This window comes from Burkholderia sp. SRS-W-2-2016 (genome assembly GCF_001931485.1).
Classification (GTDB): domain Bacteria; phylum Pseudomonadota; class Gammaproteobacteria; order Burkholderiales; family Burkholderiaceae; genus Paraburkholderia.
On the sequence record NZ_MSDV01000078.1, the window covers coordinates 106,009 to 132,286 of the forward strand.

General features: G+C 61.4%; 22 protein-coding genes and 2 pseudogenes. 15 read left to right on the plus strand and 9 right to left on the minus strand.

Features of this window, described 5'->3' with window-relative positions; all coding sequences use genetic code 11:
- Window positions 1-145: 145 nt before the first annotated feature.
- The 4 genes from BTH42_RS32265 to BTH42_RS32280 all read right to left on the minus strand — a co-directional run bounded on the left by BTH42_RS32265 (window position 146) and on the right by BTH42_RS32280 (window position 3,794).
- Window positions 146-679 (minus strand): 3-hydroxyanthranilate 3,4-dioxygenase, encoded by a 534-nt coding sequence (locus BTH42_RS32265; protein ID WP_075305235.1) that lies wholly within the window; start codon window positions 677-679, stop codon window positions 146-148.
- A gap of 59 nt (window positions 680-738) precedes the next feature.
- Complete coding sequence (locus BTH42_RS32270; RefSeq protein WP_075305236.1) at window positions 739-1,155, minus strand: RidA family protein; 417 nt, start codon at window positions 1,153-1,155, stop codon at window positions 739-741.
- Between the two features lie 7 nt (window positions 1,156-1,162).
- Window positions 1,163-2,662 carry a 2-hydroxymuconic semialdehyde dehydrogenase gene (locus BTH42_RS32275; protein WP_075305325.1) on the minus strand — a complete coding sequence of 500 codons (1,500 nt, stop codon included), beginning with the start codon at window positions 2,660-2,662 and terminating at the stop codon, window positions 1,163-1,165.
- 145 nt (window positions 2,663-2,807) lie between these two features.
- Window positions 2,808-3,794: a LysR substrate-binding domain-containing protein gene (locus tag BTH42_RS32280; RefSeq protein ID WP_075305237.1), complete on the minus strand. Its 987-nt coding sequence runs from the start codon at window positions 3,792-3,794 to the stop codon at window positions 2,808-2,810.
- A 229-nt stretch (window positions 3,795-4,023) separates the two neighbouring features.
- Between BTH42_RS32280 and BTH42_RS32285 the strand changes: the two genes are divergently transcribed.
- Window positions 4,024-5,127 carry a porin gene (locus BTH42_RS32285; protein WP_083655010.1) on the plus strand — a complete coding sequence of 368 codons (1,104 nt, stop codon included), beginning with the start codon at window positions 4,024-4,026 and terminating at the stop codon, window positions 5,125-5,127.
- 7 nt (window positions 5,128-5,134) lie between these two features.
- Here BTH42_RS32285 and BTH42_RS32290 read toward each other — a convergent pair whose 3' ends face one another.
- The 3 genes from BTH42_RS32290 to BTH42_RS32300 all read right to left on the minus strand — a co-directional run bounded on the left by BTH42_RS32290 (window position 5,135) and on the right by BTH42_RS32300 (window position 8,260).
- Window positions 5,135-6,976, minus strand: a complete 1,842-nt coding sequence (locus BTH42_RS32290; protein WP_075305238.1) for an acyl-CoA dehydrogenase — start codon at window positions 6,974-6,976, stop codon at window positions 5,135-5,137.
- Window positions 6,977-7,168: 192 nt separating this feature from the next.
- Window positions 7,169-7,615 (minus strand): SRPBCC family protein, encoded by a 447-nt coding sequence (locus tag BTH42_RS32295; protein WP_075305239.1) that lies wholly within the window; start codon window positions 7,613-7,615, stop codon window positions 7,169-7,171.
- Between the two features lie 267 nt (window positions 7,616-7,882).
- Window positions 7,883-8,260, minus strand: coding sequence for a hypothetical protein (locus BTH42_RS32300; protein WP_075305240.1), 378 nt, complete (start codon window positions 8,258-8,260; stop codon window positions 7,883-7,885).
- Window positions 8,261-8,328: 68 nt separating this feature from the next.
- Between BTH42_RS32300 and BTH42_RS32305 the strand changes: the two are divergent.
- Window positions 8,329-8,699 (plus strand): annotated as a pseudogene (locus BTH42_RS32305) (sorbosone dehydrogenase family protein); the annotation flags it as partial.
- A 223-nt stretch (window positions 8,700-8,922) separates the two neighbouring features.
- Window positions 8,923-9,774, plus strand: a complete 852-nt coding sequence (locus BTH42_RS32310; protein WP_075305241.1) for a LysR family transcriptional regulator — start codon at window positions 8,923-8,925, stop codon at window positions 9,772-9,774.
- 52 nt (window positions 9,775-9,826) lie between these two features.
- Here BTH42_RS32310 and BTH42_RS32315 read toward each other — a convergent pair.
- Window positions 9,827-10,792 (minus strand): annotated as a pseudogene (locus tag BTH42_RS32315) (AraC family transcriptional regulator).
- A gap of 190 nt (window positions 10,793-10,982) precedes the next feature.
- Between BTH42_RS32315 and BTH42_RS32320 the strand changes: the two are divergent.
- Genes BTH42_RS32320 through BTH42_RS32330 form a run of 3 tightly spaced genes read left to right on the plus strand, consistent with a single transcriptional unit; the run spans window position 10,983 to window position 14,256 of the window.
- On the plus strand, window positions 10,983-11,897 hold the full coding sequence (locus BTH42_RS32320; protein ID WP_256702479.1) for a 3-hydroxyacyl-CoA dehydrogenase family protein: 915 nt from the start codon (window positions 10,983-10,985) through the stop codon (window positions 11,895-11,897).
- A gap of 39 nt (window positions 11,898-11,936) precedes the next feature.
- Window positions 11,937-12,875, plus strand: coding sequence for a 3-keto-5-aminohexanoate cleavage protein (locus tag BTH42_RS32325; protein ID WP_075305243.1), 939 nt, complete (start codon window positions 11,937-11,939; stop codon window positions 12,873-12,875).
- A gap of 37 nt (window positions 12,876-12,912) precedes the next feature.
- The gene (locus tag BTH42_RS32330) at window positions 12,913-14,256 is read left to right on the plus strand and encodes an MFS transporter (RefSeq protein ID WP_075305244.1); all 1,344 of its coding nucleotides are present in this window, start codon (window positions 12,913-12,915) and stop codon (window positions 14,254-14,256) included.
- Between the two features lie 101 nt (window positions 14,257-14,357).
- Here the strand turns inward: BTH42_RS32330 and BTH42_RS32335 are convergent, their stop codons facing one another.
- A complete protein-coding gene (locus tag BTH42_RS32335) occupies window positions 14,358-15,278 on the minus strand; it encodes a LysR family transcriptional regulator (protein WP_075305245.1) in 921 nt (306 codons plus the stop codon).
- A 184-nt stretch (window positions 15,279-15,462) separates the two neighbouring features.
- Here BTH42_RS32335 and metC point away from each other — a divergent pair, with 184 nt between their 5' ends.
- The 9 genes from metC (at window position 15,463) to BTH42_RS32380 (ending at window position 26,249) form a co-directional block, all read left to right on the plus strand.
- Window positions 15,463-16,650, plus strand: a complete 1,188-nt coding sequence (metC, locus tag BTH42_RS32340; RefSeq protein ID WP_256702481.1) for a cystathionine beta-lyase — start codon at window positions 15,463-15,465, stop codon at window positions 16,648-16,650.
- 51 nt (window positions 16,651-16,701) lie between these two features.
- Window positions 16,702-17,532 (plus strand): transporter substrate-binding domain-containing protein, encoded by an 831-nt coding sequence (locus BTH42_RS32345; protein ID WP_075305246.1) that lies wholly within the window; start codon window positions 16,702-16,704, stop codon window positions 17,530-17,532.
- Between the two features lie 19 nt (window positions 17,533-17,551).
- Window positions 17,552-18,253, plus strand: coding sequence for an amino acid ABC transporter permease (locus BTH42_RS32350; RefSeq protein WP_075305247.1), 702 nt, complete (start codon window positions 17,552-17,554; stop codon window positions 18,251-18,253).
- Window positions 18,254-18,263: 10 nt separating this feature from the next.
- Complete coding sequence (locus BTH42_RS32355; RefSeq protein WP_075305248.1) at window positions 18,264-18,992, plus strand: amino acid ABC transporter permease; 729 nt, start codon at window positions 18,264-18,266, stop codon at window positions 18,990-18,992.
- 36 nt (window positions 18,993-19,028) lie between these two features.
- Window positions 19,029-19,757 (plus strand): amino acid ABC transporter ATP-binding protein, encoded by a 729-nt coding sequence (locus tag BTH42_RS32360; RefSeq protein WP_075305249.1) that lies wholly within the window; start codon window positions 19,029-19,031, stop codon window positions 19,755-19,757.
- A gap of 9 nt (window positions 19,758-19,766) precedes the next feature.
- On the plus strand, window positions 19,767-20,543 hold the full coding sequence (locus BTH42_RS32365) for a DUF169 domain-containing protein (protein ID WP_075305250.1): 777 nt from the start codon (window positions 19,767-19,769) through the stop codon (window positions 20,541-20,543).
- 3 nt (window positions 20,544-20,546) lie between these two features.
- Window positions 20,547-22,670: an acetate--CoA ligase family protein gene (locus BTH42_RS32370; RefSeq protein WP_075305251.1), complete on the plus strand. Its 2,124-nt coding sequence runs from the start codon at window positions 20,547-20,549 to the stop codon at window positions 22,668-22,670.
- 256 nt (window positions 22,671-22,926) lie between these two features.
- Window positions 22,927-24,039: a porin gene (locus BTH42_RS32375; RefSeq protein ID WP_083655012.1), complete on the plus strand. Its 1,113-nt coding sequence runs from the start codon at window positions 22,927-22,929 to the stop codon at window positions 24,037-24,039.
- A 98-nt stretch (window positions 24,040-24,137) separates the two neighbouring features.
- Window positions 24,138-26,249 carry a 3-hydroxyacyl-CoA dehydrogenase NAD-binding domain-containing protein gene (locus BTH42_RS32380; RefSeq protein ID WP_075305253.1) on the plus strand — a complete coding sequence of 704 codons (2,112 nt, stop codon included), beginning with the start codon at window positions 24,138-24,140 and terminating at the stop codon, window positions 26,247-26,249.
- Window positions 26,250-26,278 lie beyond the last annotated feature (29 nt).

Sequence of the window (26,278 nt, forward strand, 5' to 3'; positions counted from 1 at the left end):
AGGTTTGGCCGCGGGCCGCCGCGCGCGACTCGGCTCGCGCGGGGACCACGGGTGGTGCTGCATCTCTCGGGTTCTGGCCTGGCGGCGCCTGTTCTTTCGCGTGGGTGGCGTTCTATTGCGCTCACGCCACGCACGGGCATTCCGTTCAGACCGCCTTGCCGCGATGCACGAGTCCGCAATGCGGGCAGGTGCGCAGCTTTTCGTCTTTGTAGAACGCGTCGAACAGCGGCGGCAGATCGGTCACGATGTTCTTCAGTTGCGCTTGCGCGCGATGCACGAGGCCACCGCAGCCTTCCTCGCTGTCGCAATACCATTCGAAGCCGTCGACGTCGCCTTCCGGCCGTTGCCGTTCGATCACGAGACACGCGCTGTCCGCCTCCGGGCGCTGCGGCGAATGCCGCACGTGCGGCGGCAGCAGCATCACGTCGCCTTCGCGCAGATCGACACGTTCCTTCTTGCCGTCGATCCACAGGTTCAGATACGCGTTGCCGCGCATCTGATAGAAGAACTCTTCGCTCGGATCGTCGTGGTAGTCGGTGCGATGATTCGGACCGCCAACGATGGTCACGATGAAGTCGTGGTCCTGCCAGATCTGCTGATTGCCGACCGGCGGTTTCAGCAGATGGGCGTGCTCGTCGATCCAGCGGTTCAGATTCAGCGGCGGCTTGAAACTTGACATCAGAAGTCTCCTGAAACAGCAAACGTTATGACTGGCGGCGCGGCGTCCTTAGCGCGTCCTTAGCGCGGCTTATAGGCGACCGCCTTGATTTCGATGGCCAGATGCGGATGCGGCAGCTGGTGCACGGCGACCGTGGTGCGGGCCGGGCCTTCGCTGTCGAAATACTCGCCGTACACCGCGTTGTAGCCGCCGAAGTCGTTCATGTTGACGAGGTACGTGCAGATCTCGACCACGTCCTTGAGCGTCGCGCCTTCGGTCGCGAGGATGTCGCGAATGTTGTCGAGCACCGCGCGGGTCTGCTCGCGGATGTCGAGCTGCATCGTGCCCATCGCGTCGGCCTGCGCGCCGGCGATCGTGTTGTCGGACCGGCGCGAGCTCGTGCCCGACACGAACAGGAAGTCGCCGGCGCGCTTCAGATGCGGATAGGCGCCGCGCGGACGGGCTTTTTCGGGCAGCAGTTGGGAAGAAACGGTCATGAGGTCCTCACAGTTTGACGCAGATGGTCGACAGCTCGGAATAGAAGTCGAGCGAATGGCGACCGCCCTCACGGCCGAGGCCCGAGTGTTTGGTGCCGCCGAACGGCGTGCGCAGATCGCGGCTGAACCAAGTGTTGACCCATACGAGGCCGGTATGCATCTGACGCGACACGCGATGCGCGCGCGACAGATTCGTGGTCCACACGCAAGCGGCAAGTCCGTATGCGCTGTCGTTCACGCGGCCGATCACTTCGTCTTCCGCGTCGAACGGCGCGATATGACACACCGGTCCGAAGATTTCCTCGCGCACGCAGCGCGCGCTATCGGGCAGGCCGGTCAGGATGGTCGGCTCGACATACGCGCCCTCGTCGCGCACGTCGTTAAATTGCGGCGTGCCGCCGCCGGTCACGACCGTCGCGCCCTCTTCCCGCGCGAGGCGGTAGTACGACAGCACCTTGTCGCGATGGCCGTGCGAGATCACCGGGCCCATGTCGACATTCGCTTCGTCCGGGTAACCGAGCTTCATCGCTTCGGTCTTCTCTTTGAGCGCCGCGACGAAGCGCTCGAAAATCGGCCGCTCCACATACACGCGCTCCGAGCACAGGCACACCTGGCCCGCGTTCGTGAAGCTCGAACGGCGCACGCCTTCGACCGCCGCGTCGAAGTCCGCGTCGGCGAACACCACCGCCGCGTTCTTGCCGCCGAGTTCGAACGAGATTTCCTTCACGTCGTCGGCGACCGCTTTCATGATCGTGCTGCCGGTGCGCGATTCGCCGGTGAACGTGATCGCCGACACGTCCTTGTGCTTCGTCAGCGCCTCGCCGGCCGAATTCGGTCCGAAGCCGTGCACGAGGTTGAACACGCCTGCGGGTACGCCCGCTTCATGCATCACTTCGGCGAGCAGCGTCGCCGACGAAGGCGTCTCTTCCGACGGCTTGACGACCACGCAGTTGCCCATTGCGAGCGCCGGCGCGACCTTCCAGGTCATCAGGAGCATCGGCAGATTCCACGGCGAGATGATGCCGACCACGCCGAGCGGCTTGCGCACCACGTAGCTGAACTGATCGGAGCCGTCGGCCGCGCGGCTTTCGAAGATGTCGTTCGGGGTGGTCGAGATCAGTTGCGCGAAGGTGCGGAAATTGGCGACGCCACGCGCGATGTCGAGCGTGCGGGCCTGCTGCACCGGGCGGCCGGTATCGGCCACTTCGGCCGCGACGAAATCGTCGAAGCGGCGCTCGATGCCATCGGCGATCCGGTTGAGCAGCGCCGCGCGCTGCTGCACATCGAAGCGGCCCCACTCACCGGCGAGCGCCGCACGGGCCGCGCCGACCGCGCGGTCCACTTCCGGCGCGCGCGCTTCGCTGACGAGCGCGAGCACCGCGCCCGTCACCGGGCTGCGATTTTCGAAGCGCGTGTCGCTGGCGACGAATTCACCGCCGATGTAATGACGCAGCAATGGCGGCGCATCGGCGGCGGACGAAGAAGGAAACGAAAACGGATAGCTCATCTGCATGGATTCCTGCGTAGAACGGATGCACTGAGTCTAAGAGGCCGCTTTCATAAAAAATAATAACGATTTCGTGCGCCGCTATTCCTGTTTTTTATATCAGCGGACGCACGCATGCCGCCGCGCATAGCGCGGCTTCATCCGTTCATTCGGTAATGTGCGCGGCGCTCTCGCGCAGACAGGCGATAAAGCGCTCGCAGGCCGGGCTGATCTTCTTGTCCGCGCGCGTCGAGAAGCCGACCGCGCCGAAATCCGCGGCTTCGCGCAGCGGCACGATCGCGAGTAAACCCGCATCGACGAATTGCTGCGCGGCCGCGCGCGGCATCAGCGCGACGCACTCGCGCTCCAGCAGCAGGCCGATGTTGGTCAGCATCGACAGCGATTCGACGCGGTCGACCGGCAGCGGCAAGCCAGCGTCCTGGAACAGCCGTTCGGCTCGCATGCGGGTCGGCGAATCGGCGAGCGGCAGGATCCACGGCAGATTCGCGAGGTCGGCCAGACGCGGCCGCGCGGGCAGCGCGAGCGCATGACGCGCGCCGACCACCACGCAGATCGACTCCTTGAACAGCACCTCGTGATGCAACGGAAACGCGCTCGCAAGCGGCAGTTCGCGCTCGGGCAGACGGCCGACCACGATGTCGAGATCGCCGGTCGCGAGCGCCGGGAACAGCTGCGCGGTGGCCGCTTCGCGCACGGTGACCAGCATCCCGGGCGCCTGTTCCTTGAGCAGGCGGATCGCCATCGGCAACAGCCGCGCGGACGCGACGATCAACGTGCCGACGATCAGATGACCGGCGGTGCCGCCCTGCAACGCGTTGATTTCGTCGGTCAGATAGCGCAGCTCGGTATGCATCGATTTCGCGCGACGGCCGAGCAGCTTGCCGAGTTCGGTCGGCACCACGCCGCGATTGGTGCGCTCGAACAGCGGCGCGCTGAAAAACGCTTCGAGTTCCTGTACCGCCTTGGTGATCGCGGGCTGCGTCATCCCGAGTTCCTTCGCCGCGCGCAGCAGCGAACCGCTGTCGATGACCTTCGCGACCAGAATCAGTTGCTGCAATTTCAGCTTGCGCGACAGCGAGACGTGCGACAGCTCCGGAACGCGTTCAAGCGGGCGGCGTACGTCCTTGTTCATGTTCGACTCTCCTCCAGTGTTCACGATCCGCGCGCCGCCGATGACGCGTGAATCGACGCAGATATTACCGTTCCGACTATCCACAGCGGGTCTTTTCATTATTTTTTCCGGGCCGCTGGCTCTAGATTCGACCTGCTTTTCGCCCGAGCCTGCCGGAGCAGGCCGTCAAGCAACCCCGATGTTGCCCGTCAATCAAGCTCAAGCGAGCAGATCATAATCAGGAAAACAAATGAATAAAACCAGGACGTTCGCCGCGGCCGCGCTGGCCTGTGCCGGCGCCGCCGTGACGCCCCATGCGTTCGCGCAGAGCAGCGTGACGCTGTACGGGATCATCGATGAAGGGATTACGTACACGACCAATCAGAACGGTCACAGCAACTGGCAGATGCAAAGCGGCGTGACGCAAGGTTCGCGCTGGGGGCTGCGCGGCGCGGAAGATCTCGGCGGCGGAATGCGCGCGATCTTCGTGCTGGAAAACGGCTTCGATCCGTCGACCGGCGCTCTCGGCCAGAACGGCCGGCTATTCGGCCGCACCGCGTACGTGGGCCTCGATTCGCGCTTCGGCACGGTAACGCTCGGCCGTCAGTACGAGTTCATGACCGAGTACCTGGGGCCGCTCAGCGCGCAAGGCCAATGGGGGATTTACTTCGCGCATGCGGGCGACGTCGACAATCTGAACGGTACCGCTCGCATCAATAACGCGGCCAAATACCAGAGCCCGATTCTCGGCGGCTTTCGTTTCGGCGTGCTGTATTCGTTCGGCGGCCAGCCGGGTTCGTTCTCGACCAATAGCGTGGTGAGCGTCGGCGGCAATTACTCGAATGGGGCATTCAACGCGGCCGCCGTTTATACGCACATCGATAACCCGTATGCGGCCGTCTACGATTCATTGCCGAAAAACGCGCTGTATACGCGCTATTTGCCGAGCGCGACCAGTCAGGAGATTTACGGGCTGGGCGGCACCTATGCGCTCGGCGCGTTCCGCTTCGGTTTGAATGCGACGCGTACCGTGTTCCATGCGGGACTCGACGGCGGCAACGTCAGCTTCAATAACTACGAAGGCTGGCTCGCTTATGCGATCTCGCCCGCGTTGCAGGTCGGCGGCGGCTATACGCTCAGCGACGTCAACGAACACGCGACCGGCTTCAAGCCGCGTTATCAGCAGGCCAACCTGATGGTCGATTATTTCCTGTCGAAGCGCACCGACGTCTACGCGATGGCCGCTTGCCTGACCGGCAGCAGCGGCACGCACGCGCAGATGGATTATGTGACGGCTGCGTCGTCGAGCAACCGGCAGGCGCTGGTGCGGGTGGGGATCCGGCACAAGTTCTGAGCGGCGTTCAATTGCCGTTCAGTGTTTCCATGCTGAGAAACGGCAGACTCGCGCGACAGCCCGCTTCGACCAGTTGCCTGCAATGCTCGAATTCGGCAACGCGGTAGTCGAAGAAATAACGGGCCGTCGCGCGCTTTTCCGCGTAGAAGTTCTCGTCCGTGCTGGCTGCTTGCGCGATGCGCAGCGTACGTGCCCATGCGTAGGCGAGCAGTAGCCAGCCGATCATTGCGAGGTAATCGTCGGCGACGCGGTATGGAAGTTCTTTATCGGCGGTGCTTTGTTCTAGCAGCTTTTCGGTGATCTGCCACGCGCTCGCGCACAGCGCTTCGAGCGTGTGTCCGGCGCGTGCGAGGTCCGCGTGTGCGGGTTCCTTATGCCGGCATGCGTCTGCTTCGCCGCGCAAGTACTCGAGTAGTTCGCGCAGCTTCTCGCCGCGATCGCCGATCGTTTTGCGCACCAGCAGATCGATCGCCTGAATCTGGTTGGTGCCTTCATACAACATCGACACGCGGCTGTCGCGCACCGTTTGCTCGACCCCGTACTCGTGGATATAGCCGTAGCCGCCGAACACCTGCAACGCGTTCGACGCCGCGTCGAACCCATTCGCGGTGAAAAACGCCTTGGCGACCGGCGTCAGCAGCGACGCAAAGCGCTCCGCTTTCGCGCGCTCGTTTTCATCCGGATGATGCGCGGCGATATCGAGCCATTGACCGATCCACAAACCGATCGCGCGCTCGCCTTCGACCACGCAACGCAGATCGAGCAGCGTACGGCGCATCGCCGGATGCAGCGCGATCGGCGCGGGCTGCGCCGGGTCGCCGCGATAATCGACGGGCGTCGTGACCGCGCGCATCTGGGTGCGCTCGGCCGCGTACGCGCTCGCGCGTTGCCATGCAGTCTCCGCATGCGCGACGCCTTGCATCGCGACCTGCAAACGCGCGGCGTTCATCATCACGAACATCGCGGCGAGCCCGCGATGCGCGTCGCCGATCATCCAGCCGAGCGCGTTTTCGAAGCGCATCGTGCAGGTGGGGCTCGCTTTCAGGCCCATCTTTTTCTCGATGCCTTCGCAATGCACGCCGTTGCGCACGCGCTCCGGCGAGCCGCTTCCGTCCTCGTCGAGCCACTGCGGCACCAGAAACAGCGACAATCCGCGCGTGCCGGCCGGCGCGTCGGGCAAGCGCGCGAGCACCAGATGCACGATGTTGTCGGTCAGATCGTGCGCGCCGCCAGTGATGAAAATCTTGCTGCCGCTGATCCGGTACGCGTCGCCGAGTTCGCTGCGCACTTCCGCAGCGGGCACCGCCTTCGCGCGCAGCAGACCCAGATCGGTACCGGCTTGCGGCTCGGTCAGACACATCGTGGTCAGCCACTCGCCGCTGGCGATCCTCGGCAGATAGTGCGCCTTCAACGGTTCGGCGCCATGCGCGTGCAGACATGCGCTCGCACCGTGCGTGAGGCCCGGCGACATCAGCCACGCGTGATTCGCCGCCGCCAGCATCTCGTGCAACGCGACTTCGAGCAGTTGCGGTAAGCCCTGGCCGCCCGCGTCGGCGCTGATCGCGAGTGCCGGCCAGCCGCCGTCGATATACGCGCGATACGAGTCGCGAAAACCCGCCGGCATCGTTACTTCGCCGCCGTCGAAATGGCAGCCTTCGAGGTCGCCGCTGCTGTTTAGCGGTGCGACCTGCTCGGTCACGAAGCGCGCGGCTTCTTCGAGAATCTGCACGGCCGTCGCGGCATCGAGATCGGCCCAGTCGGGCACGTTGCGCCAGACAGTGGCCGCATCGAGCCATTCGTCGATTACGAAGCGCATGTCGCGCAGCGGCGCGCGGTAAGAAGACGTCATATCGGCTGCATCCTGAATGCTGGCGGGTCGGGGGTATGGATTGCCGGGTTGCGGGGTATTGCGATGCTATTGCGCCGAGGCTCGGCCGGTTTCGCGAAGATCCGCGCGCGGTGTGCTCCGTGATTCGCCGCGCGACGGATCACGGAGTTGCTACCTCGGCGAGTGGTGGTCCGGTGCTGACGGTGCCGCGCTTCAGTCCGGAATTTCAGGCTCGACCAGCTTCGCCAGTTGCGCGAGCGACTCCTGCCAGCCGAGATAGCACATCTCGACCGGGATCATCGCCGGGATGCCTTCTTGCACGATGTTCACGTCGGTCCCGCATGAAACCGGGCGCAGTGAAATCGTGGTCTGCATCTGACCGGGCAGATTCGGATCGTCGAAGATATCCGAATAGCGGATTTTCTCGAACGGCACCAGTTCGAGATACTCGCCGCCGAACGAGTGCCCCTTGCCGGAACCGAAGTTGCGGAACGACATTTTGAAGGTGCCGCCGACGCGCGCGTCGAGATGGTGAACCTGACAGGTGAAGCCGTACGGCGGCAGCCACTTCGCGGTCGCATCGGGTTCGAGGAACGCACGATAGATGCGCTCGGGCGTCGCGCGCAGCACGCGGTGGAATTTGACGGTTCCGGTAGTCATGGTGATCTGCCTTTCGCGGGTGGGTTGGACATACTCTCACGACGTCGGGCGGGTGGGGTAATCGACAAGGGGGAGATTGGGGGAAACCCGCAGAGACCGAAGCGGATGCGTTCGCCTAACACCGCCCGCAGTCACCTCGCCCGAACCTGCCCACTCGCCAGCGCAGTAGCGACCAAGATCGTCACACAGCCAATCTCCATCCTCAGCGTGATCTTCTCGTCGAAAACCGCGCGCCCCACAGCACGCCGAAGATCGGAATCAGAAACGTCACCGACGCCACTTAAGCCGAACCGACATGTTCGACCGGGCGGAAAAGCCCAGCAGATAGGCAAAGCCGGTGCAAACAATGCCAAGCGCGACCACATGCCGAGGCCATGTGAATCCTGCCAGCAGCAGCACGACGGCGGCGAAGAGCTGACTTCCGAACGCGACGACAAAAGGCCGTATCCCCGCGAGGTGGCGTTTCGAGTAATTGACCGCAAAGCCGTAAAACACGGTTGCGAGCAGCGCCGCGCCGATCGCGGGCGCAACCCCGTTCGCGCCCACACGGAGCGTGTCCCACACCAGCACGGTCACACCAACGAGCCCCAGCAGGAAACCGCTCGACTGCGCTCGTCCCAGCGACGCCTGAAACAACACGGCCACAATCAGCGCCGCCCACAGCGGCGTGATCGCGTTCAGTACCGAGTCGAGTCCGGCATTCAGAGAAAAGCGTCCAACCCCAACGACCAGATATGGTCGCTAAAGCCATCGAACCTGACTATGCGCTCGGCAATCATACGGCTTCGCTCGGTCTGGTCTTTTATGACCGAACGCTGTTCCCGCCTCACTATCGGGGCGGCGCATTTGTTGGCCAACACGGATCGTGGAACCGAAAGCCGTGTACCGGCTACAAGGTCGTGTTCGTGCCGTTTGTCGATGGAAAACCTGTCGGCGTCCCCGAAGACTTCGTGACTGGCTTTCTGACGGCCATGTCGTGGGTCGCCCTGTCGGCGTCGCATTAGACGCGCAGGGCGCTCCACTTGTGGCTGACGACGTGGGCAACGCTGTATGGCGGGTGACAGCGAAAAAGCCGGCCCTTTGACATCCTCCGGATGTTGCAAAGTTCGTCGCGCGTCTGAAATCGCACGCGCGCGTTCCGGTGTCAAAGCCGTGCGAATAGAACGGTGAGACGCCATTCGCACATCTCGCGGGGATCACATCAAGCATCTACCGGATCGTCGCGTAAAAAAAGGGTTACGGAAATATGCGAGAACAAACTTACGTTGCAACGTGACGCGCGCCTTTTCGCGTCATATCTCGGTTGAATCCACCAAGTGTTGATTCGCGGTTCGATCCGCGGCGCCGCCGACAGCCTGAACACCGCCGCATCGGTCATTACGCGGCAGATCAGGCTTCTGGAAGACGAAATCGGCGCGACACTGTTCGAGCGGCGCCCGCGCGGCGTCGTGCCGACCGAGGTCGCTCACGATCTGGCCGAGTTCTGGCGAACCTGCCATGCGCAGCAGGAACAATTCGAAAGCCGTTTGCAAGCTCGCAACGGGCTGCAGCTGGGCCATGTACGCGTTGTCCTCAGCGAGGACTATGTCGATGTACTGATGGACGACGTGCTCGCAGGTTGCTGCGCGCGCTATCCGCAGCCTGAAGTGAGTGTCGACGTGCTGCCGGTGAACGGCGTGGTCGGCGAGATCGCCGAAGGCCGCGCTCATCTGGGCATCGCGTACAACCCGCCGGCGCAGCCGCAGGTCGAGATCTGCGCGAGCGCCGCGCAACCGGTGATGCTGGTGGTCAGCGCGGACCATCCGCTGGCCCGCCGCAATACATCGGTCAGTGTCGCGGAGATGGTCGCGTGCCCGCTCGCCTTGATGCCGCCCTCCTACAGACTCGGCCAGATCGTGCAGATGCTCGCGTATTCGGACAACCTGTCGATACGCCCGATCCTGACGACCAATTCGCTCGCCGTACTCAAACGTTTCGTGCGCAACGGCAACGGCGCGACGCTCATGGGTTATTTCGGTGCGCGGCGTGAAATCGAGTCTGGCGAGGTCGTTGCGATGCGCGTCGATCACCCGCTGTTTCTGGCCGCGAAGATGCGCATGCTGGTGCAAACCGGACGACCGCTGCCGGCCGCCGCGGATACGCTGAATGCTGGATGCTGAATGCTGGAGAGTATTCCAGTGTTTGGAGCGGCGTCAGCCGGGGCTGACCGCGCTAGCGATAGTCACTGGGGGCCTTGCCGGTCCAGCGTCTGAACGCGCGCCGGAAGTTCGATGTCTCGCTGAATCCGACCAGATTGGCGATGTCATCCGTGCTTAGCCTGGTGGTGCGTAGATACTCGGTCGCGAGGGAGCATCGAACATCGTCGGAAATCTGCGCGAAGCTTGTGCCTTCCGCTTCGAGATGCCGTCGCAGTGTGCGGGGCGTCATGCTCAGTACTCGAGCCGCCTCTTCCATCGTTGGAAACTGGCCGGGAGTACGCATCAGCAACTGGTAGATCTCCCCGGCCGTTCCGCTCGAAGTCTTCGTCTCGCCAATCAGCCGCTCGCAGGTTTCCTAGAGCAGCGTGGAAGTGATTCTGTGCGCGAGTTGCGGGCGTTGATCCAGTAGAGAAGCCGGATAATACAGTTCGCACTCCGGCTGCTCGAAATAACACGGGCAGCCAAGGTACTCCTCGTAGATCGACGCATGAGACGGAGCGGGATACGAAAAACACGCCTTCGTTGCCACCGTATCCTTACCGGCAACATCCCTCAGATGAGTGACGTGCTGCCCAAACTGCTGCTCGATGAGAAACTCCCTGAGCTCTCGCGACGGCCCGGTAATAAACGCGTCCGGGAATACCCAGACGGCAGCGTCGGCCTCCTCACGCCACTGAATCGTCAACGTTGGCGTAGCCAGCTTATGATATTTGACACCCAGATTGAAGAAATCCCGCATCGTCACGCTGCACATTAGCGCGTAACCATACATTCCGTACGCCGACAGATGCATCCGCAGTCCAACCTTGAATGGCGTGGCGGGGTCGGCGGACAGGCGCACTGCATTCTGGCAAACGCTCAGGTACTGCCGCACCGAGGTCAGACGGTCCGGATTGTGGATTTCGTCGACATCCAGTCCACTCCCCTGCAAGCACTCTTCGGCCGCGATGCCCTGTTCCGCGAGCGTCTCCACCAGCATTTCTATCTTGTACGGCGCGTAGATGCGCTCGTTCAACAACGGCAGCCTCGCTGACACGTCGCCCTCCTATGTCCCATTCGGACACAATGTTGTCCCATTTGGCCCTTACCGCGCAAGCATTCGCTCAATAGTATCCATGTCAGAACTGCCATTCGGCCATGTTGGCGGCAGACAGATATTGGAGACAGCCGTGCAGAAGAACTTGAATGTCGCCGTCGTGGGGGCAGGTCTGATGGGCCATGGTATTGCGCAGGTATTTGCCACCGCGGGACACCACACGACGATTACCGACACCAGCAACGACGCTCTACAGGCCGCCCCCTCCCATATCAGACGAAACCTCGAACTGATGCAGATCGAGCCGCTCGGCGTGCTCGACAGGATTCGCCTTTGCGGCCAACTCGCTGACGCCGTTGCCGGAGCCGACCTCGTTATCGAAGCGGCACCGGAGCGAATCGAACTCAAACAGCGGCTGTTCGGCGAAATCGCCGAAGCCGCTCCGCAGCACGCGATTCTCGCGAGCAATACCTCGGTCATTCCCATTACGGAAATCGGCGAACGACTCGATAAACAGGCGCGCTTTCGTCTCGTTGGCACGCATTGGTGGAATCCGCCTCATCTCGTTCCGCTCGTCGAAGTCGTTTGCACGCGCTTCACTTCCGACGCCGTGTTCGACGATACCTTCGACATTTTGCGCGCTGTCGGGAAGTGCCCGGTGAAGGTGTACAAGGATGTGCCGGGATTTATCGGCAATCGCCTCCAGCATGCGCTGTGGCGCGAAGCCATCTCACTTGTTCACCGCGGAGTGTGCGATGCGGAGACCATCGATACCGTGGTGAAGCAGAGCTTTGGAATGCGCCTGCCGGTACTCGGCCCGATGGAAAACGCCGATCTGGTCGGACTCGAACTCGCGCGCAATGTCCATCAGATCATCTTCCCCGATCTGGACAACGCGACGGAACCCTCGCCTTTACTGCTCGAACTGATCGATGGCACTCATCTGGGCATGCGCACGGGCAAGGGGCTGCGCGACTGGACGCCGGAACAGGCCGACCAGGTGCGGCAGAAGCTGGCCCTGCATCTTATCTCCGCAAACGACGACTGATCCCGCTCGTCGTCATTAAAATCAATTCAGAGACATCTCATGAGCAAGACCAATCGGAAGGTCATCATCACCTGCGCCGTCACCGGCGCCGTCCACACACCGTCGATGTCGGAGTATCTGCCGATCACGCCAGACCAGATCGCGCAACAGTCGATCGAAGCCGTCGAAGCCGGCGCGGCCATCCTGCATCTGCATGCGCGAAACCCCGAAGACGGCCGCCCCTCTCCCGACCCTGCCCTGTTCGCACAGTTTATTCCGCGCATCGTCGAATCGACCGACGCGATCATCAATATCACGACGGGCGGCAGTACCCGGATGACGCTCGAGGAGCGCCTCGCCTACCCATTGAAGGCGAAGCCGGAGATGTGTTCGTTGAACATGGGTTCGATGAACTTCTCGATCCACCCGGTCGCCCGCAAGATGTCGAACTGGAAGTACGACTGGGAGCAATCGTACGTCGAAGGTATGGAATACCTGATCTTCCGCAATACCTTCCGGGACATCGCGAGAATCCTCAAAGAACTCGGCGAGCACGGCACGCGTTTCGAACTCGAGTGCTACGACGTCGGCCACCTGTACAACCTCGCGTATTTCGTGGACGAAGGTCTGATCAAGCCACCGTTCTTCATCCAGTCCATCTACGGCATTCTCGGCGGCATGGGCCCGGACCCCGAGAATCTGGCCATGATGCGCACCGTCGCGGACCGGCTGTTCGGGCGCGAATCGTACGAGTTCTCCATCCTCGGGGCCGGCCGTCACCAGATGCCGTTGCTGACGATGGGCGCCATCATGGGCGGCAACGTCCGCGTCGGCCTCGAAGACAGCATCTATCTCGGCAAGGGAACAAAAGCCCGATCCAATGCGGAACAGGTGCATAAGATTCGCCGCATCCTCGAGGAGCTGTCGTTTGAGATCGCCTCGCCGGCGGAAGCACGCGAGATTTTGCAACTGAAGGGCAAGGACAAGGTCGGCTTTTAGCCACCGACGCCCAAAAAGATAAAGCATCGGAGACAACATGCCCAGCTCATTGAACGCCGGCAAAAGCACCTATCATGCATCGAGCAGCAGCCATGCGATAGAAGACCAGGTCTATCGGAAAGTCGGCCTGCGCATCATGCCACTGCTGTTCCTCGCTTATCTACTCGCATTTCTCGACCGTATCAATGTCGGGTATGCGCAACTGCAGATGAAGACGGACCTCGGCTTTACCGACGCGGTCTACGGTCTCGGCGCGGGCATCTTCTTTCTGGCTTATCTGCTCTTCGAGATTCCGAGCAACATGCTGCTCGAACGGATCGGTGCAAGACTGACTTTACTGCGCATCATGGTGTTGTGGGGAATCACGTCGGCGGCAATGATGTTCGTGCGGACGCCGACCCACTTCTACATTGTCCGGGCGCTGCTCGGTCTGTTCGAAGGAGGCTTCTTCCCGGGCATCATCCTGTACCTCACGTACTGGTTCCCACGCGGCCGGCGCGCGGCAGTCACTGGACAATTCATGTTTGCGGTTCCCGTTGCTGGCATTATCGGCGGCCCGCTATCCGGCCTCGTGATGACTTCGTTGAATGGCACGCTGGGACTCGCGGGCTGGCAGTGGATGTTCGTGGTGGAAGGCCTCCCAACCGTCCTGTTAGGCGTGGTTTGTTACTTCATGCTGGCGAACCGGCCGTCCGAAGCACGTTGGCTGAGTGACACCGAGAAAGCCGTTGTCCAGCGCGCTCTCGATGCGGACGCGGACAAAGACGAAAGCGTCGAGCGCAATGTACTCGCCGAGCTCAGGAAGGCGGTTTCCGATCCCCGTGTCTGGTTACTTGCTTTTGTGTACTTTTCGATCGCTTGCGGCAACTATGCGTTTACGTTCTGGCTGCCCACGATGATCAAGAGCCTCGGCGTCGACAATCTGGCGAAGGTCGGTCTTTATAGTGCGATCCCTTACGCATTCGCCGGCGCGGGTGTTTTGCTGATTTCGCGTAGCTCCGATTACTTCAAGGAACGCCGCATTCACATTGGCGGCTTCCTCGTGGTCTCCGCGCTGGCATTCGCACTCACGCCGCAGTTCCAGACCTCGCTTTCCACGACCCTGGCGGTGCTCTGCTTCGTAGCCTTCTTCGAATTCGGCGCGAGCATTTCTTTCTGGTCCATTCCACCGACCTATTTGCGCAAGGAAACGGTTGCGGTCGGACTGGCTCTGGTTAGCTCCATCGGTGTGATAGGCGGCTTTGTGAGTCCGACTGTACTCGGTTTCATCAAGACGCAAACCGGAAGTCTGACCAACGGCATCTATTTCGTCTCCGCGATGATGACCATGGGCGGTCTCGCCGTGATGCTCGGACTGCCGAAGCGAGCCACGCGCGTCTGATTCGACTCCGGCGGCGACTGTGGCGCAGGACCGGCCTGTGCGCCGTGAAACGCTGGGCCGATTGGCTGGAGCGCGGCAGGCAAGCGGCGCACGGCCGCTTTTCAGGCGATACCCGAATCCCAGTACGGCGGATCGTAAATCGACTCGCGCAGCAGATCGATGAACCGCCGGACTTTCCCCGTCATGTAACGATTCGGCTGATACAGCGCGTAGAGCGCGCTGTTGACCGTTGGCTGATAAGCCTGCAGAAGCGGTATCAGTTGCCCCGTTTTCATGTATTCGCCAACGACATACGTCGGCAACAGGCCGATCCCCATTCCCGCGAGCACCTGATCGGCAATGATCTGGCTGTTGTTGACCTGGAGCCTGCCACGGATCGGCACAGTGTATTCCGCATCGCCCTTTCTGAAGCTCCACTTACCGTATTTGATGACACTCGGATAGTGGTAGCAGTTGTGTTCCCGCAAGTCCGCCGGAACCGCCGGTGAGCCGCGCCGGCCCAGATATTCGGGACTCGCGCATACCGCCCAGTTCACCGTGGCCAGACGACGGGCCACCACCGTGTCGTCCAGATGGTTTGTGATGCGAATCGCAATGTCGTGTTCTCCGGTGGCCAGACTCTCGAGGTGATCCGACACGCTCAATTCGACCCGGACCTTCGGGTGACGATCCATGAATGTCCTGATCAGCGGCCCGAGATGCATGGTGCCGAACAGAATTGGAGCCGTGATGCGAAGTGTCCCGCCCGGCTCCGTCTGCAAGTCCTGCACGATGAACGACGACTCTTCCGCAAACTGCAGCATCTGCAGACTCCGGTCGTAGAACATGCAACCGATCTCTGTCAGACACACCTTCCGGGTACTCCGCTCGAACAACAGCACGCCCAGCATCTGCTCGAGTTCCGAGATTTTCCGGCTCACCGTTCCCGTGGAAAGACGCAGTTCGGAGGCCGCCTCGGAGAAGCTCGCGCGGCGCGCAACCTGAGCAAAAACAGCGACGAGGGAGAAGTAATTTGGGTCCATTGATTTTTTCGTATAAACAACAATGTTTTTCAAAAACGAATTTTTGCATCGAAAAAAGCTGGATATACTTTGCTCGCATTGAGGCATTAGAGCAACGCGGACCACTACCAGGTTCACGGCTAAAAATAGAAGGCATGGCCGGTCGACGGTGCAACGACATGCCGATCCCACGGAGACATTGGACGTGAAAGCAGCTTCATCTATCGAGCTGGCCCGGATCGAAACACGGGTCACGCAGGTCGGTCGCAACGAAGGTCTGTCCCAGGGGCTGGTGAATGTCCCGCCTTACCGCGGCTCCACGGTGTTGTTCGACTCGGTCGCCGATCTGGAGAAAGCCAGCGGTCATCGCGCCTATGGCCGCTGGGGCACGCCCACCAATCGCGCGCTCGAGGCGGCGCTGGCGGCACTGGAAGAAGGCAGCAATTCGATGCTTACGCCTTCCGGACTTTCCGCCATCTCCATTGCTTTGCTCGCCAGCGTAAAACCCGGCGATCACATTCTGGTCGCCGACTCCGTCTACTCGCCTACGCGCAATTTCTGCAACACGGTTCTCAAAGCTCTCGGCGTTACCACGACGTACTACCCGCCGCTGATTGGCGCGGGAATCAAGGAACTGCTGCGCCCCAACACCTCGGTGGTCTTCACCGAATCGCCCGGATCGCTCACCTTCGAGGTACAGGACATCCCCGCGATCTGCCAGGTCGCCCACGCCGCCGGCGCGAGGGTGTTGATGGACAACACATGGGGCACGGCGTTGCATTTCCCCGCCTTGCGGCACGGCGTGGACCTATCCATCCATTCGCTGACCAAATACGTGGTCGGCCACTCGGACGCGCTGCTCGGCGTCATCGTGGCCCGCGAAGCCGAGGTGTACCGGCAGGTCCGCACGTTCCACGGGCAAATGGGTATCACTGTGAGTCCCGACGACGCCTATCTCGCGATGCGCGGCCTGCGCACGCTGGCGGTACGCCTGCGTCAGCATCAGGAAGGGGCTCTGCAGGTTGCGCGCTGGCTGCAGCAGCATCCGCTGGTGCGGCAGGTCCTGTATCCGGCTCTCCCAGGTGCGCCGGGGCACGAGTTGTGGAAGCGCGACTTCACCGGCGCATGTGGGCTGTTCGGTGTGGTGCTCGAACCGGCCTCCGACCCCGCGGTCGCCGCGATGCTCGACGGCATGCAGCACTTCGGCATGGGTTTCAGCTGGGGCGGCTTCGAGAGCCTGGTACTGCATATGAAACCCGACGCATATCGGACCGAAAACCCCGAACCGTTGCAGGGCACGCTGCTGAGATTGCATGTCGGACTCGAGAACCCGAACGACCTGATTGCCGACCTCGATGCCGGCTTGCAACGGCTTCAGGCGCATCGCGACTGACGGCAGCATTCGAGAGATCGATAGATCACTATAAAAACGGAGACAAACGTCATGAAAGCAAAGCTTATTCATATTCTTCTCGGCAGCGCCAGCGCGCTGATGTTGTTGACCGCGGCCACAGCGTCTCATGCGGATCAGGTCGACACGATCAAGGCGAGCGGCGTGTTGAAGTGCGGAATGGCCGCCGGCTATACCCCTTACTCCTTTGTCGAAGATCCGAAGACCCGTCAGCTGGTCGGTTACGACGTCGACATGTGCAACGCTATTGCCCAGCAACTCGGCGTCAAGGCTGAGCCGGTATTCGTCACCGGCGCAACCCGGATCACCGACCTGCAGCAGGGTCGTACCGACATCGCGCTCGCTGCGCTGACCAATACCCCCGAGCGCGCGCGGCTGATCGACTTCAGCCAGAACTACATGGTGACCGGCGTCAGAATCGTCGTGCCGGCGAGCGCAAACGTTAAGTCGTTTGCCGACCTGACTGGCAAGCGGATCGCCGGGACCGACGGCTCGAACCTCGAAATCAAACTGGCGAAGGTGATCCAGAGACCACAGGTGAAAGTGTTTCCCAGCCCGTCCACAGGTTTTCTCGCCTTCGAACAGGGCAAAGTCGAAGCGATGGCCGGCGACGACACGACGCTGCTCGGTCTGATGGGGCCGACGGGCAACAAGTACACGCTGCTCGATCAATACGTGACCAAAGAGCAGTTGGGCGTCGGCGTTCGCAAGGGGGAAACCCGGCTTCTGGCCGCGGTCAACCAGACCCTGACCGAGCTCGAGAAATCGGGAAAAGCGGCCGGCATGTTCGACAAATGGTTCGGCCAGGAGTCCAAACTGAAGATGAAACGCTCTTTCGTTATTGGACCCTATCAGGCCTCCTGATCCGGAGCGAGTCGCCACAATGAACATTTTCCCGGGTTTCGAATGGGACGTGGTGCTGCGCGACGAATATCGCGGGATCCTTTTACAAGGAATTGCGACGACACTGGAACTCACGGTAGGCACGCTGCTCGGCGGCCTGCTGTTGGGTTCGGTCATTTCGTGCGCACGACTTTCGCCATCGCCATGGTTCAACCGGCCGGCGGCAGCCTTCGTCGAAATATCGTGTGCGGTGCCTCTTCTTGTCCATCTTCTGTTCTGGTATTTCGGTGTTCCTGAGCTACTGCCAACGGCTCTCAAAACCTGGCTGTACCAGCAGGACGTGGGCTTTTACGCATCGCTCGTCGCGCTGATCCTGTATTCGTCCGCGTTTATCGCCGAAGACCTGCGTAGCGGCATCCGCAGCATTCCGCACGGTCAACTCGAAGCGGCGCAAGCACTAGGTTTCGGCTTTGTGAAATCTTTCCGGCTGGTCATTCTGCCCCAGGCATTGAAGGCGGTTATTCCGCCTCTGATCGGACAGGCAATGACGATTGCGAAGAATACGAGTGTGGCAATGATGGTCGGCGTCGGCGAAGTGGTCTACGTTACCCGGGCGGTGCAGAACAGTTCATTTCGGACCGTCGAGACTTATACGTTCACCACTGCTTTTTTTCTGCTCGTCGCGGTCGTCCTGACTTCGCTAAGTCGCGCGTACGAACGCCGGCACGTTAGTTCATCTTGAGGTCTGCATCATGATTGACATCATTCAGACTTACGGGCTCCAACTGCTGATAGGCCTCTACCCGAATGGCCCGCTCGGCGGGCTGGCCGCCACGTTGATACTCGCTCTGTCAGGCCTGCTGCTGGCATTGCCGACCGGGATGCTGCTGGCGCTGGCCCTGATCGCACCCTGGCGTTGGCTGAACCGCGCTGTCCAGCTATTCGTCTTCTATATGCGCAGCGTGCCGTTGCTCGTCCAGCTGCTGTGGGCGTACTTTCTCGTGCCGCTTCTGTTCGGACCGTCGGCGCCGCTAATGTTGACGGTGATTCTCACGCTGGCTCTATTCAATGGCGCTTATCTGTCACAGGCCATCGTTGCCGGCATTCGGGCATTGCCGCGGGGACAGTATGAGGCCGCGCACGCTCTTGGCCTCGGCCACGGCGCGACGCTGAGACTCGTGATCATCCCCCAGGCAATGCGCAACGTGACGCCAAGCATCATCGCCCAGCTGGTTTTACTGATCAAGGAAACCTCGCTTGGCTCGGTCATTGGCGTTCACGAAATGTCCGAGGGTTTCATGAATCTCAGCGACACGCTCGGCAACCGGTCGGCCGAAATCTTCATTCTCCTCGGCATCAGTTACTTCCTCCTCTGCTACCCGCTGATTCTTCTCGGGCGGTACCTGGAACGCAGATTCGCCAACCCCGGCAAGACTGTGAAAGTCACCGGCAAGCCTGTCGAAGTGACAGCGGTGGCATAACGGGACATTCGACACGACATGAAATCCTCTGTTCCCATGATCGAATTCAAGAACGTCACCAAGCGCTTTGGCACCCTGACCGTTCTCAACGGCATTTCTCTTTCATTCCATCAGGGAGAAGTCGTCGTCATTTGCGGTCCTTCCGGATCCGGCAAATCGACCATGCTGCGCTCGATCAACCGTCTCGAACTGATCGACGGCGGCTCCATCGCTATCGACGGCCGGGTCGTCGGCACCACGGCAAAAGAGATCAAGGCAATGCGGCAACGCATGGGCTTCGTTTTCCAGCATTTCAACCTGTTCCCGCATCTGTCGGTCACCGAAAATATTTGCCTCGCGCCAATACATCTGTTGGGCCTGAGCCGGGACGAGGCTAAGGATCGTGCAGCCAGACTGCTGAAGAGAGTCGGACTGGCCGAGAAGGGCGACACCTATCCGGGCTGCCTTTCCGGCGGCCAGCAACAGCGCGTAGCGATCGCCCGCGCGCTGGCCATGGAACCTCCCGTGATGCTCCTCGACGAGCCGACCAGCGCGCTCGATCCGGAGATGGTCGGCGAGGTGTTAGCCGTGGTCCGCGAACTCGCCCAGGACGGGATGACACTTTTGTGTGTCACGCATGAAATGGGCTTCGCCCGGGAAGTTGCCGATCGCATCGTGTTCATGGCCGACGGCAAGGTGATCGAAGATTGCGATCCCGACCAGTTCTTTACCGCGCCGCGCAGTCCTCGCGCGCGTGCATTCCTCGCCGAAGTACGACGCGCCTAGGAGCAATTGATGGCCACACCTTTTATCTGCGATGGCGCAGCCATCGCAGACGACCTTTATCGTCTGCTTCGTCTGAAAACCACCCCTGTTTCGATGAAGCTTTTCGAACGCCTCGAGGACATGCTTGCGGTAGAGAAAATACGGCGCCCCACCGCGATTCATGCCGCCGATCAGATCGTTGGGCAGGCCGCGCGCCTTGGCTTCACGATCGGGATTACGGCCGAGGATCTGGTTGGCCCCCAATGCAGCACGGTGTTGGGATTAAGTCCGCGCAGCGACGAATGGCTCGAAGGCAAAGCGATGGCCGGCGTCTGGTTCGCCACCGAGGCAGATTCGGCCGCGCATCAGAAGGAAATGCATTGCGTGCCTTTTGGCCGTTACGTTGCGATGGCGGTTTCTCCGCTAGCGTCCGGTCGGCTGGTCGACCCCGATATCTGCCTCGTGTACGCGAATCCGGCCCAAATGATCCTGCTGATCAACGGCCTGCAATGGTCCGGCTATAAAAAGCTCGAATGGGGCGCGGTCGGCGAATCGGCCTGCGCGGATTCGTGGGGACGCGCATTGGCGACAGGCGAGCCGAGTCTGGCGTTGCCCTGCTTCCCGGAACGGCGCTACGGCGGCGTACCGGACGACGAATTGCTGATGGCGCTGAAGCCCGAACAATTGGCTCGAGCCATCGACGGTCTCAAACATCTGGCCGGCAATGGCCTGCGTTATCCGATCCCGCCCTACGGCGTCCAGGCGGACGTCCGCGCCGGCATGTCAGTGAGTTATGGAAAGAAATAAAACATGAACAAGACAACTAACTACGACGGTATCCGCGCCCTGCTCCACCCCCGTTCGGTGGCGTTCATCGGTGCTTCCGAAGACATCGACAAATGGGGCGGTGTGCTGCAGCACCTGTTGATGAAGTTCGAGTACGCGGGGAACATCTATCCGGTCAATCCCAAAGCAGCGACTATTCAAGGGCTGACCGCGTACCGCAATATCAGGGACGTGCCCGAACCGGTGGATCTGGCCGTTATCACGATCGGTGTCGACGCGGTCGAAGATGCCATGCGCGACTGCGTGGCCGCCGGCACGCGCGCGGTGATGGTCGTGACCGCCCAGTTCGCGGAATCCGGCCCGGAAGGTGCGGCGAAGCAGGAAAAAGTATTGGCGATCGCACGTGAAGCAGGTATCGCGATGATCGGTCCGAATTGTATGGGCGTGATGAATGCAAACGAGCAATTGGTACTGCTCAACTCGACCGCATTGCTCGAATCGGTCGACAGAATCCCGACGGGCCGAATCGGAGTAGCGAGCCAGAGCGGCGCCATCGTCGGCGCTATGATCGCGCGCGCCGATCATATCGGCGCGGGGTTCAGCAGTTGCGTCACGTTGGGCAATCAGGCCGATCTGGAAATCTGCGATATTTTCGACTATCTCGTGGATGACCCCGCCACCGATGTCATTTGCCTTTACATGGAAAGCGCGAGTTCGGTCGAGCGGCTGTTCGCGATTGCGCGTCGTGCCCGAGCCGCCGGCAAGCCGGTTCTGGTGACCAAGGCAGGACGCACGCCGCACGGCGTTCAGGCCGTTGCATCGCACACCGCCAGTCTTGCGGGTTCGTACGATACCTTTGTCGCCCGTTGCCGCGACGCCGGCATGCTGGTTCAGACCGATGCGCTGCAGATGTTGCTTACCGCTCAGGCACTGCAATCGTTTCCGCTGCCGAAAGCAAAAGCCGTGGCGCTCTTCAGTGGTTCGGGCGGGGCCGGTGCGCTGGCCACGGATGCGCTTAGCGACCATGGATTGACGCTTGCCGAATTGTCATCCGAAACGAAGCATGCGTTGTCGGCGTTCCTGCCGCCCGCCCACCTGCAACTGCCTTATGACATCGGCGCGGTTGTCGTCGGACCCGGCAAGGGACGGCCGGACCTCTTCGAAGCCTCGATGGAACCCATCGTGATGGACCCGGCCGTCGGCATTGGGATTTACGTGATGACGCCGCAATTTTCCATGGTCGACATCGCGCGAATCTGTACTGGGCTCGGACGCAGGCACGGCAAGCCGTTCATGGTCGTGAACAGCGCAAGCGGCATTACCGAAGCGATGCGTCTGGAACTGATCCGGCTCGGGGTTCCGTTCTTTCCGAATGTTCAGGAAGCGCTGCTGACCGTTAAGGACATGCTCGCGTTTGCCGCGCATGTCGATGTCGCCGAGCCCGTCGTGCCAGCTGCTCCCGCCGGGCTCGCCGACGTCCTCGCAACGCTTCAGGAAGGCATACTGCCGGAGAAGGAAGCGAAGCGGCTGCTGGCATCAGCGGGCATCCCGGTCGCGCAAGGCGAGTTGGCGAGCGACGCAACCCAGGCTGTTCGCATCGCCGACGCGATCGGCTACCCGGTCGTGATGAAAATCGTGGCCGAAGGCGTCACGCATAAAAGTGACATCGGCGGTGTGAAGCTGGATCTGGCCGATGCAGGCGCAGTCCGCGATGCGTTCGCGCAGATTGCTCTGGCCGCCGAAAAAATTCCGCATGCCAGGTTTCTGGGCTGCCTCGTGCAACCGATGATCCGCGGCGACGTCGAGTTGATGATCGGTACGCTGCACGACCCGCAGTATGGTCCGTTCGTTCTGGTCGGAACCGGGGGGACGCTGGTCGAACTCCTGAAGGACACGCAACTGCTTCGCGCGCCCACGACTGCCCAGGCGGCTGAACAGGCCTTGCGTGCCCTGCGGATGTTCCCCCTGCTGGACGGCTACCGTGGCAGGACACCGGCCGACGTGCCTGCCATCGCGCGCATCGTCGAGAAAGTCTCGATGCTGGCTGCGATGCTGGGACCGCGCTTGCCGGAGCTCGACATCAATCCATTGCGGGTCGACGGCGACCGGGTGGCTGCCGTCGATGCGCGAGCGCGCTGGCTCCCCTGACTCGCGGGCGACACGGCGCCGGCAAACGACGGTTGATTCGCACCTCGCAACCGTCGTGAGCTGACCGAGCCAAGACGTTCGATAACAGTCCGACACCCACCCACCTGACTCACCCAGCCTGCCACAACGGCGCGCCGGCATCGATCTCCGTCAACGCTGACGGATAGCAGATCCAATTATTTAGTACATCTATAAAACTGCCATTCTTTTAACGTCGTAACTAAAAACATCCTCAACAACCATAGAGCGTAAAAAAATGAAAAAGAGCCTTCTCGCACTGGTCGCGCTGAGTGCTTTCACCAGCACCGCGCATTCGCAAAGCAACGTGACCCTTTACGGTATCGCCGATTCCGGGATTACCTACACTAACAATCAAAACGGTCACTCGGCGTGGCAGGCGACCAGCGGCAACGTTCAAGGCGCGCGCTTCGGTCTGCTGGGAATGGAAGATCTCGGCGGCGGCAATCAAGCCGTGTTTCGCCTCGAAAACGGCTTCAATATCGAATCGGGCGCGCTCGGGCAAGGCGGTCGCATGTTCGGTCGCCAGGCGTACGTAGGTTTCGCAAACAGCACCTATGGAACATTCACCATGGGCCGCCAGTACAATCCGATGCAGGATTTCGTGGCGCCGCTCGCTGTCGCCGGAAGCCTTTCGTTGACGCAATACGGCCTGCACCCGCTCGATAACGACAACATCAACAATACCTACCGTACCAACAATACGGTGAAGTACACGTCGCCCAACCTCGCCGGATTTCAGGCGGGTGCGCTTTACGGCTTCTCGAATTCCACCAATTTCGCGGATAACCGTAGCTGGAGTATCGGTGCCAGCTATGCGCACGGTCCGCTGCAGGTCGCGGCTGCCTACGTGCGGCTGAGCAATCCAGCGCTCAACACGACAGGCGCGATAGCGTCGGATAACTATTACTCGCCGGCGTATCTGAAAAGCGCCACCAGCGTTCAAATGTGGGGGGCGGGAGCAAACTATGCGATCGGCCATGCCACCTTCGGATTGCTGTACACCGGCTCGCTGTTCGGCAATACAACCGGTTCGCTGTTTCAGGGAACGGCGAACGGCTCTCTGCGTTTCAACAACTATGAAGGCGGTTTCCGGTATGCGTTCACTCCCGCGTTGAATTTCGCGCTCGGGGAAACGTACACGCAGGTCAGCCAGAACTCCGAATCGGGACACTATCTGCAAACCAGCGTGGGCATGCAGTATTTCCTGTCCAAGCGTACCGACCTGTATGCCAATCTGGTCTATCAAACGACTTCCAACAACCTGCACGCGTGGATTCAGGGGGTCGGTTCCGCATCGAGTACGACCGCCCAGGTCGTCGGCATCGTGGGTATGCGGCACCGGTTCTAACGCCGTTCCGGCGACGCTCTGCTGACACGTGTGCCGGCACCGCCGGCCATCCACAGGCTATCGCTCTCCATGCAAAGATTTCAGGACATTCCCGCACCATGACACCCCTCGTTACTCTCGACCGGCACGGCGACATCGCGTTGCTGCGCATCGATAACCCGCCGGTCAATGCGCTGTCCCCGGCCGTGGTGAGCGGCCTTGCCGAAGCGATCTCGGCTTTCGAAACCGACCGCAGCTTCAAGGCGCTGATGATCTACTGCGCGGGACGCACCTTCGTGGCCGGCGGCGATATCTCGTCGTTCGACTCGCCGGATTTCTCCACCGCACCCTATAACGGGGCGCTCGCGAAGCTCGAAGCACTCGATCGCCCGGTCATTGCCGCACTGCATGGCACCGTGCTCGGCGGCGGTCTGGAACTCGCACTGGCCTGTCACTATCGGGTGGCCAAGCCCGACACCCGGCTAGGTCTACCGGAAGTCAAGCTAGGGCTCCTGCCCGGCTCGCTCGGCACACAGCGCCTGCCGCGCCTCGTCGGCGTAGAGCTGGCGCTGGAAATGATCTCGAGCGGTCGCGCTATCGACGCGACGCAGGCCCTGAAGATCGGCCTTATCGACGAGCTTGGCGAGGAGACGCCGCTGGAAGCAGGCATAGCGTTCACCGCGGCGTTGCTCGCGCGTGGCGTCGAACCGCGCCGTATCAGCGAGCGAGCCGTGTGCATCGAAACGCTTCCGGCCGGCTTCTTCGATCAGGCGTTAGCCGACGCCGCGCGCAACAAGCCTTTCTATCCGTCCGAACGCAATATCGTGCTGGCGGTCCAGGCATCGACGTTGCCTTTCTCCGAAGGCGAGGCAGTCGAGGCGCGCCTGTTCGACGCACTGCTTGCTTCGCCGCAATCGAAAGCAATGCGCCACCTGTTCTTTGCACAACGAATGGCATCCAGAATTCCCGGCTTGCTCCGCGATACGGATATCCGGCCGGTCCGTTCTGTCGGGGTGCTCGGCGCCGGCACCATGGGCACCGGCATCGCAATCAACTTCGTAAACGCCGGTATTCCGACTGTGCTTGTCGAGGCTTCGCAGGCCGCCCTCGATCGCGGACTCGGGATGATCCGCGCCAATTACGAAGCCAGCGCGGCTAAAGGACGGATCACGGTCGACGAGCTCGACCGCCGCATGGCGCTGCTGCGCGGCTCGGTGGTCGATACCGTGCTCGCTGACTGCGATCTCGTGATTGAAGCCGTGTTCGAAAACATGGCCCTGAAGAAGCAGGTTTGCGCGCGACTAGGTGCGATCTGCCGGCCCGGCGCCATCATCGCAACCAACACCTCGACGCTGGACGTCGACCAGTTGGCCGAAGCCAGCGGTCGCCCGGCGGACGTGGTCGGCATGCATTTCTTCAGTCCTGCTAACGTCATGCGCCTGCTGGAAGTGGTTCGCGGCGCCGCGACGGCACCCGACGTACTCGCGACCGTGATGCAACTCGCCCGCACGATCGGCAAGGTGGCTGTGGTCTCCGGTGTTTGCTATGGCTTTATCGGCAATCGCATGGCGGAGGTCTATCTGCGCGAAGCCGAATTCCTGATGATGGAAGGCGCGAGCCCTCAGCAGATCGACCGCGCGGTCGAGAGAGTCGGCATGGCAATGGGCCCCTGCCGAATGCTCGATATGGCGGGCATCGACGTGGGCGCAAAAACCGTCATCGAACGCGGCAAGGCCGGCGGACTGCCGCCCGACAGCAGTTACCGGGCGGTGGTTCAGCGCATGTTCGAGCTCGGGCGCTTCGGCCAGAAAACCGGCTCGGGTTACTACCGCTATGAAGGACGCAAAGCCGTTCCCGATCCGGAGACTGCCCGTATCGCCGCGGAAATCGCCTCGCTGCACGGCATTTCGCGCCGCCCGGAAATCAGCGATCAGGAGATCTTCGAGCGTCTTATGTATCCCCTTTTCAACGAGGGTGCCCGCATTCTGGAGGAAGGGATCTCCTATCGTCCGGGCGATATCGACATTGTCTGGACCGCCGGATACGGCTTCCCCGATCACCTCGGCGGTCCTATCCATATGGCAGATGCTATCGGACTGCCTGCAATCGTCGAACGGATGGCGCACTACGCGACGCGCGACGACAATCCGTACGGCTACTGGAGCGTTTCACCGCTGCTGGCGGCGTTAGCCGGCGAAGGTAAGCGGCTGTCCGATTGGCGACAGGCCTGAGGCCCGCACCGTCCAATCGAAATAACACA